The sequence below is a fragment of the Nocardia wallacei genome (assembly GCF_029868745.1).
GTDB lineage: Bacteria > Actinomycetota > Actinomycetes > Mycobacteriales > Mycobacteriaceae > Nocardia > Nocardia wallacei_B.
Window position 1 is genome coordinate 1 of record NZ_JARWOP010000106.1, and the last position, 10,935, is coordinate 10,935.

General features: G+C 63.9%; 15 protein-coding genes and 1 tRNA gene. 6 read left to right on the forward strand and 10 right to left on the reverse strand.

Annotated elements, in window-relative coordinates; translation table 11 throughout:
• Positions 1–189 precede the first annotated feature (189 nt).
• The 7 genes from QH470_RS08065 to QH470_RS08095 all read right to left on the reverse strand — a co-directional run bounded on the left by QH470_RS08065 (position 190) and on the right by QH470_RS08095 (position 5,634).
• Positions 190–498: a DUF3467 domain-containing protein gene (locus tag QH470_RS08065; RefSeq protein WP_280271645.1), complete on the reverse strand. Its 309-nt coding sequence runs from the start codon at positions 496–498 to the stop codon at positions 190–192.
• 72 nt (positions 499–570) lie between these two features.
• Entirely contained in the window at positions 571–1,065 is a 495-nt protein-coding gene (locus QH470_RS08070; RefSeq protein ID WP_280271646.1) for an alanine-zipper protein, read from the reverse strand.
• 491 nt (positions 1,066–1,556) lie between these two features.
• Positions 1,557–2,414, reverse strand: coding sequence for an alpha/beta fold hydrolase (locus QH470_RS08075; RefSeq protein ID WP_280271647.1), 858 nt, complete (start codon positions 2,412–2,414; stop codon positions 1,557–1,559).
• 99 nt (positions 2,415–2,513) lie between these two features.
• Complete coding sequence (locus QH470_RS08080) at positions 2,514–2,891, reverse strand: hypothetical protein (RefSeq protein ID WP_280271648.1); 378 nt, start codon at positions 2,889–2,891, stop codon at positions 2,514–2,516.
• Between the two features lie 71 nt (positions 2,892–2,962).
• Entirely contained in the window at positions 2,963–3,505 is a 543-nt protein-coding gene (locus QH470_RS08085) for a hypothetical protein (protein ID WP_280271649.1), read from the reverse strand.
• A 727-nt stretch (positions 3,506–4,232) separates the two neighbouring features.
• Positions 4,233–4,655, reverse strand: a complete 423-nt coding sequence (locus QH470_RS08090) for a hypothetical protein (protein ID WP_280271650.1) — start codon at positions 4,653–4,655, stop codon at positions 4,233–4,235.
• Positions 4,656–5,355: 700 nt separating this feature from the next.
• Positions 5,356–5,634 carry a hypothetical protein gene (locus QH470_RS08095; protein ID WP_280271651.1) on the reverse strand — a complete coding sequence of 93 codons (279 nt, stop codon included), beginning with the start codon at positions 5,632–5,634 and terminating at the stop codon, positions 5,356–5,358.
• Between the two features lie 251 nt (positions 5,635–5,885).
• Between QH470_RS08095 and QH470_RS08100 the strand changes: the two genes are divergently transcribed.
• The 3 genes from QH470_RS08100 to QH470_RS08110 are packed head-to-tail and all read left to right on the forward strand — an operon-like array spanning position 5,886 to position 7,572.
• The gene (locus QH470_RS08100; RefSeq protein WP_280271652.1) at positions 5,886–6,200 is read left to right on the forward strand and encodes a hypothetical protein; all 315 of its coding nucleotides are present in this window, start codon (positions 5,886–5,888) and stop codon (positions 6,198–6,200) included.
• Complete coding sequence (locus QH470_RS08105) at positions 6,197–6,733, forward strand: DUF6879 family protein (RefSeq protein WP_280271653.1); 537 nt, start codon at positions 6,197–6,199, stop codon at positions 6,731–6,733. Before QH470_RS08100 ends, QH470_RS08105 begins: the two co-directional genes overlap by 4 nt.
• Positions 6,730–7,572 (forward strand): helix-turn-helix domain-containing protein, encoded by an 843-nt coding sequence (locus tag QH470_RS08110; protein WP_280271654.1) that lies wholly within the window; start codon positions 6,730–6,732, stop codon positions 7,570–7,572. Before QH470_RS08105 ends, QH470_RS08110 begins: the two co-directional genes overlap by 4 nt.
• Positions 7,573–7,596: 24 nt before the next feature.
• On the opposite strand, the gene QH470_RS08115 is transcribed toward QH470_RS08110, so the two are convergent.
• The gene (locus QH470_RS08115; protein ID WP_280271655.1) at positions 7,597–8,832 is read right to left on the reverse strand and encodes a helix-turn-helix domain-containing protein; all 1,236 of its coding nucleotides are present in this window, start codon (positions 8,830–8,832) and stop codon (positions 7,597–7,599) included.
• Between the two features lie 276 nt (positions 8,833–9,108).
• On the opposite strand from QH470_RS08115, the gene QH470_RS08120 reads away from it, so the two are divergent.
• The 3 genes from QH470_RS08120 to QH470_RS08130 are packed head-to-tail and all read left to right on the forward strand — an operon-like array spanning position 9,109 to position 10,024.
• A complete protein-coding gene (locus QH470_RS08120; RefSeq protein ID WP_280271656.1) occupies positions 9,109–9,318 on the forward strand; it encodes a hypothetical protein in 210 nt (69 codons plus the stop codon).
• Between the two features lie 8 nt (positions 9,319–9,326).
• The gene (locus QH470_RS08125; RefSeq protein WP_280271657.1) at positions 9,327–9,794 is read left to right on the forward strand and encodes a hypothetical protein; all 468 of its coding nucleotides are present in this window, start codon (positions 9,327–9,329) and stop codon (positions 9,792–9,794) included.
• Positions 9,795–9,802: 8 nt separating this feature from the next.
• Positions 9,803–10,024, forward strand: coding sequence for a hypothetical protein (locus tag QH470_RS08130; protein WP_280271658.1), 222 nt, complete (start codon positions 9,803–9,805; stop codon positions 10,022–10,024).
• 88 nt (positions 10,025–10,112) lie between these two features.
• On the opposite strand, the gene QH470_RS08135 is transcribed toward QH470_RS08130, so the two are convergent.
• Both QH470_RS08135 and mihF read right to left on the reverse strand, forming a co-directional pair.
• Positions 10,113–10,198 (reverse strand) — tRNA-Leu (locus QH470_RS08135).
• A gap of 101 nt (positions 10,199–10,299) precedes the next feature.
• On the reverse strand, positions 10,300–10,614 hold the full coding sequence (gene mihF / locus QH470_RS08140; RefSeq protein ID WP_187688667.1) for an integration host factor, actinobacterial type: 315 nt from the start codon (positions 10,612–10,614) through the stop codon (positions 10,300–10,302).
• Positions 10,615–10,935 lie beyond the last annotated feature (321 nt).

A 10,935-nucleotide genomic window follows, 5' to 3' on the forward strand; every position in this document is an offset into this window, starting at 1 on the left:
CCGGCGGGGGGGGGGGGCGGCCCGCCCCCCCCCGGGGCGGGGGCCGGGCCTGGGGGGGGCGCCGGGGGCCGCGCCCCCCCGCGACCCGGTCGGGCCGGTAGTGCACGACCGGGTCGGTCACCACGATCCACTCGTGGGGACTGCCCGCGAGAATTCTGATCGCACTCGATTCGAGCATTTCATTTTCTCCTATTCACCCAGCGGCACGATCGGGCCGAATTGTTGCTCGTAATTGCTCATGCTGTCGTTCAAGGTCTGCATGAGGCGAAAGATCATCGACGGCGGGAACTTCACTCGGGCGACTACTTGGACCGGCTGACGTAATACAGGTTCGCCCGCCTCGTCGAGGCCGGGGTCGGCCGGCAGGTGCACGAGAAAATCCAGGGTGAAATCGGTGCGGTTGTACCAGCAGGTGAAACCATTGGCGTAGGCACCGATGCTCATTGCCTCGGGCACGATCACTTCGACGTTCACGGGCGGCGGACCGATTTCGCTCATGGGCACCCCTGACGACGCGGCGCCGAATGGGTCGCCCGCAGCGGCGACTCATCCGGCACCGGCTCGTATCTCCTATCGGGACTGGCTCATCCGCGTCTGCTGCCGGAGCTGCTGCAGTTGCATCTCCCAGCGGCCGGTGTTGTCCTGGGTGCGGTTGGCCTGGTCGTCGGCCTGCTGGGCCAGCTGATTGGCCTGGTCGGCCTGATCCTGGGCGGTCTGCGCGCGCTGCTGGGACTGGCCGGCCTCGCCCTGCGCCTGCTGCGCCTGGCTCTGGGCCCGGTCGGCGTCGTTCTGTGCCTGCTGCGCCTGGTTCTGCGCCTGCACGGCCTGCTGGCGGGCCTGTTGTGCCTGCTGACTGGCCTGGTTGGCCTCGTTCTGCGCGGTATTCGCCTGATGCTGAACCTGACGGGCCTGCTGCTGCGCCTGTCTCGCCAGCGTTTGGGCCTGCTGCGCGTACTGGCGTGCGTTCTGGGCTTCTTGCCGAGCTTGATCGACATTTGCGCGGAGTTCCTCGATCTCCCGCACGGTGAGCATGTCGGTACGCGTCTCGGGAGCTTCTTGTGTCATATCGAAATCTCCTGTGCTACCGGTTTTTCGGATGATCCCCCTGCGTCGATGAAGCGGGCAAAAGGATTATGCGCTCCGGTCGGCACGCAAACACAATGAATAGGAAATATCGGTGTAACAACTAGGGGGTTCGTCAAGAGTCCTCGACTTCACGGCGAGTCGTAGCGCATTTCCGGCGCTGCCTTTTCCGCACTCCCCCGGCGTCCCTCGCTACGCAGCGGCTATTTCTGCGATGCGGTTCGTCGATATGACGCCGTCAGGTCCGAAAAGGCGTGGAGTGGCCGTAGCAATATCTCCGCGGTTATCCCAGGACCGCGGGCGGTCGCGGCCAGGCCTCCCTGGACCGCGTCGCCGGCTTCGACGAGTGAGCCGAGCATCCGGTAGGCGACCGACCATGAGGGGCGTGGTGCTCCTCGAACCGCTCGGCCAGCAACTGCTCACCGTGCACGGAAGCGCCGTCGATCAGGCGTGCTGTCAGCGATATTCGCTGTCTAGGACCGGAGAAAGTCCGCAAGCAAGCGTGTCGTGTCGTCGGGTGCTTCCTCCGCGAGGAAGTGACCCGACCTGACCGGGGCGCCGGTGACGTGCCGTGCCCAGCCGCGCCAGACCTCGAGCGGGTCGTACCAGTGCGCGACGGCTCCACTGTCGCTCCAGAGAACCAGGACGGGGCAGGCCAAGCCGCGGTCACGGTCGACTTCGTCGTGGGCGATGTCGTGTGTGGCGGCGGCCCGGTACTGCTCGCAGATGGCGTGTACCCGCTCGGGGTCGTGGAACTGCTGCCGATACACCGCTCTGATGTCATCGGTGAAAACGTCGGGGCTGTCGGACCATTCATCGAGCATGTGGTCGACGAAGGTATCGGGCGCCCCGAGGATGAGGCGCTCCGGAATCGGTGCGGGAGCGGCAAGAAACGACCACACCCAATATCCGAGGGCGAATTCGCGGTCCGCACGGGCGAATGCGTCCGCCGTGGGAATGATGTCCAGCACCGCCAGCGCGTCGACTCGTTCCGGATGATCCAGGGCGGCGCGGTAGGCGCACCGCGCGCCGCGATCGTGCCCGACCACGGAGAATCGCTCGTACCCGAGCCGGTCCATCACCTCGATCTGGTCGCGAGCGAGCTCACGCATCGCGTGTCCGCCGCCGCCCCGACTGGACGCACCGTATCCACGAAGGTCTGTGACCACGACGGTGAACTCCCGTGCCAGCACGGGAGCGACCAGTCGCCACATCAGATGAGTTTGCGGAATCCCGTGCAGGAGTAGCACTGCCGGGCCCGAGCCGCCCCGCCGACCGAAGACCGTGCCGCGGCCCGTGGTGATAGTGAACTCGTCGAAGTCGTCGAACATCGTGCCTCCGTCGCGGTGGACGAGGCCGCACAGGAGTAACACACGGACGCTGCGCCCGGCGCGCCCAAAGACAAGCCTACCGGTTGGGCCACGGACCAGCTAGGCCGCCAGCATCCAGATCACCAGCGCCGCGAGCGCGACGAGATAGGCTGCGCCGGTGAGGATTCCGAGACGGTGCACCCAGTCGCCCGTGCGTGAGCCGGCTGCCTTGTCATCGAGGATCGGGATCAGTAGCCCGTTGTCGCCGCCATCGGCCAGGGTCAGCGCGGCGACCACCAGCAGCACGTCGGCAACTATGAGCAGGGGCCGGGCGTCGTGCGGCGCGCAGAATCCGGCGAACACCAACGGCCCGAACAGGATCAACGGCGCCAGCCCCAGCGAGCCCAGGACGCCGATCAGCAAAAACCAGCCCGCCGAGGTCCAGCGCGCCAGAACGGCGAAGGCGACCACACCGAGCTGGACCAATCCCATGATCATGCCGAATTCATACCAGCAGAGCCCGACAGCCGGAAGGTCGTCACATCGGCTCGGCCGCGCGACTCATCGGGTCAGCAGATGCTCGGGCCTGCGGCAACGTCGACCCGCGGCCAGTCGTTGTGGATCTGGTAGTAGATCGGGCCGATGAGACAGAAATGTGACGGGCCGATATCGACGAGCGCCCGCATCCCCTCACCGATGTAGAAACCGTCGGAGTCTTGGAATTTGGGGCCGAGAGATTGGGACGCGGCACCCGGCGGCAACAGCGCGGCCGTCATCCCGTCCTTATGGTCGGGCTCGGACTCGTTCTCGGGGTCGGACCAGTAGTCCCAGATCGCCGAGGCTGTCTGCGGATGACTCTGGGCGTACTGATTCCAGTTGTCCGTATCCGGTCGGCCGGGAACCGGCCGGTCCCAGTTGTTGAATATCCCGATCGGCATCGCGCCGGAATTTTGGATGATCCCGCACGCCAAGACGCCGAAGGCGGGGCTCAGACATTCACCGGGATTGCCCGCCGATGCCGGTGCGGCCATGACCGCGACGGCCGCACCGGCGGCGGCGAAAGCTGTACATATAGAAGTGATTCGGCGACGGACGACTGAGTGACTGTTCATGGCGGACAGTAGACGACACCTCGTGCGGGACCGGTCCCGCACGAGGCGCGACCTATTCGCGATCCCGGCTCAGGGCACCATGTACCAGGTGTAGATACCGGCGTCAGGATCGCCATCACACTCCCAGAGGTGGCCCTGCGATGTGAGTCGCTTTCCGACAGTGGCTTCGGTACACGGCGTAGATGGGGGCGTGGGCGTCGCCGGAGCCCGCAGAGTAACTACGGTGTCGGACCACGCGACTGTTGCCTCGGCTCCCGCAGCGGCCGAGGCCGTGCTCGAAAAGGCGAGACCGGCAATGGACAGAAATACGCCGACAGCAATGGATCGCAAAGTCATGTGATGCTCCTCGAAGTGTGAACGGGCAGCTCCGTGTGTGGTGCTCGGACGGTGATGGGGACCGCCCACGGAGCAGTGTCCCCGTACAGCACGGGACCCCACCCGGCTTCTCCTTGCGACACTCGGCGAGTTCGCCAGTGCCAGAGCACTTCCGAGTATCAGGAGGAACAGACATGGAAAAGTTCATAGTATCGATCGCCCTCGCGGCAGCATTCGCCCTGGGATCCGCGGGAACCGCATCGGCGAGACCCAGCAACTTGCACGGCCCATTCACAACCCCGCAGAACTGCGAAGCACAACGCTCCTCCTACAGCAATACCGATCACTGCTACGAGAACAACGGGAAGTGGTACTTCCAGTCGTGGGGGTAAGGAGCCTGGGGTCCCAGCGTTCACGACTCCGACGTTGGCCGAGGGTCAGGATTGAGTGGGAAAGCCTCCGCCCCGGCCACGTCTCTCTCCACCGCCTCGAAGATTCCGATATCCGTCCTCTGCTGCCACTCCGGCAGCTGCTCCCACGGCGCCACATACCCAGGCTTCGGATCGGGGATACGGGCATAGATCTGTCCGACCCAGCAGATGGCGACGAACTGGCCCTTGGTCTCCGGGCTGAGGCGTGTTGCCGCCCCATTCGTCACCCGGATGAACTCCGCTACCTGCTGGTACACCGCCGCCGCACTGGCCTTCTCCCAGTCCGGTGTGTCCTCCCACGGCGTGATGAAGCTGTCCTTCGGTGTACCCGCATAGTGCGTGGTGACGCCCTCGATCCACGCCTCACGAAAGACCTTGCCGCCTTCTTCACGATCGATGCTCACGACAATTCCCGTTCGTGCTGACTCCCGATACGGAATGCGGCCCGCGCGGTCACAAGCCCAACGTCCGTGCCATCCAGTCGAGCGCCGCCTCCCGATCTCCATTGGGCACTCCCCTCGTCGCATAAGGCGGCACCGTCACCCAGCGCCATGACCGCCAGCCGCTGACCGGGCGGAGTGTCCGCCAGCCCCACTCACGGTGCATGGTGTAGCCGCCACCGAGGTCCCCCGGGTGTAGGCGAGGCGTCCGCAGTCGACGCCACCGCCGGCGGACGAACGCTGTGGCAGCAGCACGGCGCGGGATGGAACCGGCTGGCACTTCGGCATAGCGTCCCAATGAATTTCATCCTCTCGGGCATTCGGATGCGCTGACCGCGCGCTGACGGGAGTGACCGGTGAAGTCGAACGGATTGCTCTGCCAGCTACCGGTCACGTGGGCAGTGATCCGCCATAACCCAGGTGAGCATTCAGCACTTACCTGATAGTTCAGCCGGGGAGCCGGAATCCGATGGCGTCAGCCTAAGCGCTGGTAGACGATGCGGCAGTCGCGAGGGCAGCAACTGTAACCATGCAGCCGAGCCGAAACACGAGCGTAAGCATGAAATCCCCCAGAGTGAACATGGCGTCCGACCAAGAGACAGACGCCATGAGGTTATGGTTCAGTTGTGGCGTAACGCTTTTCGGGCGAGCGGGACTCGAACCTCTACGCCGCATCCGACGGACCCACGACCGGCCCATTCCAGCGTTGCAATGTGGTGGCGGTCGCTGTGTATTCCGGAAGGCTGGTGATGACTCGGTCCTCGATGAGATCGACGCCGAAGGAATCGGCGACGGTTCCGGTGACCGCAGTGATCATCGCCTTGGCTGTGTCGGCGATGGCGTTCTTCTCATCGACCGGCGTCCAGCGCGCAAGTGCCGGCACTTCGATCAGCCACCGGCTGCCGCAACAATGCACCTTCACCAGGTACCGACGCAATGCCATTCACTCCCCTCATCGCAGTGGTGGGGGCGACTCGGGACCAGGGAGAAAGAATCCTGTAGTGCTGTCCCGAGCGGGCTTTCGCCGGTGCCGAGCGCCTGGTCATCGACGCTAGAGCGGCAGGTCGGTACGGTGCCATGCCTTTGCTCGGATTTGCTTCGAGCATGCCGGGACCATTGACCGGCAGTCCGACTACGAGCCACGATGACGACGTTCAAGCAAATCCGTGCGTCATGAGATCCAGGACGGTCGCCATGCGTTTACGATTCCTCGGTACTGATAGCCAGAACGGCACTTGCCCAACATTTTTCGCCTCGGACAGCGGGACTTACGTCGTCCAGGGGTGGCGCACCGGACTCGACGGATCCGCGATCGAGATCCCCCACGCCCTGCTGAAATTTCTGGAGCCGGGGACCTTCCTCGGCGCCCAGCTGACCGATACCGGCCGCGGTACCTTTACGCTCAGCGGCACGCCGGTCACCGATGCGGAAGCCCTCCGGCAACTGGACCTGCCCAACCACGAGAGCGGCATCGAGGTGCCGATGGGAAAGGAAATCCGCCCGGTATGAAGTTGATCCAGGACGAGGAGTTCATCGAACTCTTCCACGGAAGGTGGAAGCGAGCCTTTCACCTGGAGACTCAGGACGAGTATCTCGTCGCCGAGGAACACGAGCCTTTCCGCAAGTTCCTGGCCGGAGAACCCGACGACTACGAGTGGTGCCGTTCCTGGGATGAACTGATCAAGGAGGAGACATCGACAGGCAAGCAGGTCCATCGGTTGCGGGTGGTCAGCGTGCCGCACGTGGACTACACCCGGTTCGGCCTCACCATCGCCCCGCTGAATATCGAAGCGGGCGAAGAGATCAGGTGGCTGCCGCGGTCACTGATCGACGCGACCGAGCTGGCCGGTGACGATTACTGGTTGTTCGATGATCGCTTGGTCGTCTTCGTCGCTTTCCGTCGAGATGGTGATTTCGGCGGGTTCGCGGTGACCGAGGACCCGGTGATCGCTGCTCACTGCGTCGCCGTTCGAAACAAGGTGTGGGAGCTTGGTATCCCGCACGCTGAGTACGCAGAGAGCGACTACGCTGCTGCCAAGTGACCAGCTCCAGCGTTCGTGATGCCAGGGAGGCGTTAGGCGGTCGTCTACGCGACATCCGCAAAGATGCGGGTCTCTCTGGCATCCAGCTGGCCGAGCTTACCGGGTGGCACTCGTCGAAGGTCTCGAAGATCGAAAACGGCAAGCAGACGCCCTCCGAGGCCGACATCCGCATCTGGTGCCGCCACTGCAAGACCAACCAGCAAGTACCTGATCTCATCGCAACGCTGCGTAACGTCGAGGCCGCCTATGTCGAATGGAAACGCATCGCCGGCATCAGGCGCAAGCAGCAGCAACTGCACGCACTGGAAGACGGCACGCGGTTGACCCGCTGGTTCGAACCGGTGATCATGCCGGGACTGTTGCAAACCCTGGATTACATGCGTGCGATGCTCGGCCGGGTGTCGGCCTTCTACGGCCACGACGAACCGGTTGATGAAGGTATCGCAGCCCGGCTCGAACGGCAGCAGGTGCTCCGTCACGGCAACCATCGGTTCAATTTCGTTCTGGCCGAACAGGTTCTCTACACCACCGTGGGATCTGACGACATCATGATCGACCAGCTCGATCACTTACTGAACGTGATGCGTCTGCCAAACGTGGTGGTGAGTGTCATCCCGCAGATGTCGGACTATGAGGTACCGACGACGAACTTCGCCATCTTCGACCGCAAAGTCGCCCACGTCGAGACAATCTCGGCGGAACTGACGATCACGCAACCGCGGGAGCTGATGCTGTACGAGCAAGTATTCCAGACGCTTCTCGGGCAGGCCGTGGTCGGCGAAGCGGCGCGGGTGCTGATCGGCAAGGCGATGGATAGACGGCGACCGCACGCCAAGTAGAGGTGCGGTTTCTCTGCGTCCAGCTCAGTTCGCCGCCCACGTTCCCAAGAACTCACGTACCTCCGGTACCCCGGTATGCGGCCGAACCGTTGTGGCGACGCCATCGAGCTTCTGGCGAATACGCGTCGACCCGATCTGCCGGATTGCCTCGAAGTTCTCGGTGAGAACTTGGCACCCCTCGGCAATCTCGCCGGCCCGCACCAGGTTGCGACCACACTGGACGTACCATTCGGCTTGCTCACGCGGCCAAGCCGCCGACCCGTCAATTGCTACCTGAATCTTGTCCGACGCCGCCTTATGTTCGCCGACGTACATGTGCATGATGCCGGTCATACCGCTCAGCAAGGCATCGGGCAGATAGACCCATTCCGGATCGAATCCTCGGCTGGATTCGTATGCCCGATATGCCCGGCTCAAGGCATCGGTGACCGCAGACTTGTTGCCGCTCGGGTCTTGCATTCCCAGGGCATCGGCTTCGCGAATGGCCATGAGCGCACGCAGCTTTGGGCCGCCATGACTCATGGTGGCTCGGGAGGCGGTTTGGGCATACTGCACCGCTTGCCTGGTACCGGCAGGCGTACCGCCGTTCCATTCGGTCAACAGTGAACTGGCGTTACCGAGGGCATGTGCCACCGCAATACCATCACCGGCCGCGGTGGCGGCTTGGGCGGCATCGGCGTAGTAGCGCCGGCACTGGTCCAAACGACCGGCGTCGTAGTGAACCCAGCCCGCGGCAGTCATCATCTCAGCAGCGGCGCTGGTCAGGGTACGGCCGACTTCATCGGTATAGGTAGCGGTGTCGAGCAGCCGCTCGACGTAGCGCACCTCGTTGGCAGCCACCCGGCAGAGCCGATCACCACCGACGATCAGGTCGAGTTCGTGAATCTGGTTGGCACTGGCGTTGATCTCGGCCACATCACCGGCACCGACCCGGATTCCTCCGGCTGATGAGCCGGCGGCCATTGCTTGCCCGGCAGCACCGGCCGTAACGGCGGCACCAGCGCCGATGGCCCCGGTTCGCAGGAAGTTGCGACGGTTCACATCCGCCTCCTCATCTGACTCCACTACCAGTATGGCAAGCGGTACGTGAAGCGCCTTGGCTACGCGGCGTAGTACCCGCACATCGTGCACGAGGGCACTGCCACGTTCGAGCTGTGAAATCGCGGGCTGGGTGTAACCGAGAACGGCTCCCAGTTCGGTTTGTGTCATGCCGAGCGACTTACGTATTCGGCGGATGATCTCGCCGGTCGTCAGATGCATCCCGCTGTCTCCGCTCTTCGGATGAACATGCATTGCAAGATCGATGGCTCGCTCAGACATATTGCACGGCAAGGGCTTTCGTCCCTAGGTGCACTCTATACGTGTCTCGTTATATTTCTACAACTTTGGGCTATTCGGGCCGGTGAAAGGTCTTGGAACCGCCTTACGGTCGAGTCGGTGCCTCGGTACCGGGCACTACTCCTCAGAGGCCCGTACCGGCTCCCGAGAGCCGGGCGCCCAGATTTCACGGTAAGCCGACACGAAAGGTGTTCGCCCATGCATTCACTCGCCATTCACCAGTTGAACACGCTGATCGACCAGGAAACCCACCACGCATCGAATACCCCCTTCACCGTGCCGCAGGCGCACACCATTACCCAGTTCCACATTGCCTGCCGGGTCAGACCATGTCCTGGAAAGGCAGCGGCGCTGCGGGCACTCGCCGAGGCCGACGCCCTGAGGCCATCCATCACACATCCGCGGTGATACGAGCAATGACCGACGAGCCGTTCCTCCCGGACGCCGCAAACCTGCACAAAGCCTTCCGTGGCGAGGTAAAGGCTGTCCAGCCCATGGGCATCATCGACGCTGCCGCCCGCATGATCCCGATTCAGGACAAGCGCCGGGAGGCCATTCGGCGGATGCGCGAGCCGGACGGGGTGTCCAGCAGGGAATTGCGCCGAGCTGTTGGGGATTTCACGGCGGCAGAGGTTTCGCTGGCCGCGTTGGTATCAATCGTCGACGACAGCGTATCCCGGGCGCTCCGAGGCCGGAACCATGTGTCCGGCGTATGGCACACGGAGACAGTCGGTTTGGTCGTGTCGCGCATGGCGGAGTTGTGGCTCGACTACCTCGACAGCCAGAACCACGAAGACGCGCACCGGGTGGCCCGAATGAGCGATGCCTACAACCGCTTGGTGGTGGAGCTGGCGACGGGCCGGCGCTTGCCGCCGGATATGTGAGGAGAGCGATGTCGAAATACGTCCCGGATCCCGTGCCTCATAAGACCTTTGTGCACGCCGATGGCAAGCTCGCCGAATTCATGTGCCAGGTGTACCTGATGGATCTGACACCGGCGCGGGCGTGGGAGCTTAGGCGTATCCACCGATCTCATCATCCGGATGAGTGCATGGTGCACCTCGAAGCGGCATCCCTTTTGCTGATGGACGAGAGTGGCGGCATGATCCCCTGACGGACTGGCGACCCCAGCTGCTGCCGGAAACGAGAAAACCTCCGACCGAGGTCGGAGGTTTATCTGTAACTCTGAGTCACAAACACTGTGTCCGGAGGGGGACTTGAACCCCCACGCCCATTAATAGGGCACTAGCACCTCAAGCTAGCGCGTCTGCCATTCCGCCACCCGGACCGGTGGTGCTCAGCAAGGTTATCGGATCCGGTCGCGAGGTCCAAATCACGGTTGTTCGTGCAGGTCCTCGGGGATTCGATTGCTGAGCGCCGCCGCGAGTTCTAGTTCTTGACGGCCTCGAGCAGCGCGGCCCGCTGGCGCGAGCCCAGTCCGCCGATCCGACGGTCGGCGGGGATCTCCGCTTCGTCCATCAGCTTGGCGGCCTTCACTGGGCCGATGCCGGGCAGCGCCTTGATCACGGCCGCGACCTTGGTCTTCTTGACCAGGTCTTCCTTGTCGGCGCGCTCGAGCACCTTCGACAGCGAGATCTTGCCCTTGCGGACCTCCTCGATCAGTTCCGACCGGGCCTTGCGGACCGCGGCCGCCTTGGCCAGCGCAGCGTTGCGTTGCTCGGCGGTCATGGTGGGAAGTGCCATGTCTACTACCTTTCGCTCGTTCGCTGGAACCTCAACGGCACCGATTGAACATCACCGAAGCCCCGGTGGCGGTTCGACACACCGCGAGGAAGATCGCGGTCGCGCGGGATTCGCGGCCGCGAACCACGGTGGATGCGGGCAATTTGCCAGCCTCGCGCGGCGGCGGGGGCGGCGCCGCCCCCCCATGGGCGCCCCCCGCCGCCCACCGGTTCGTATGGTCCGGGCGGCCTGTTCGGCAGCGAATTCTGACCCACCCCCCCCCGCGGCCCCCGCCGGCCGCGGCGGCGGCCCCCCGCGCGAGCGGGGCGGACAACAAACAGG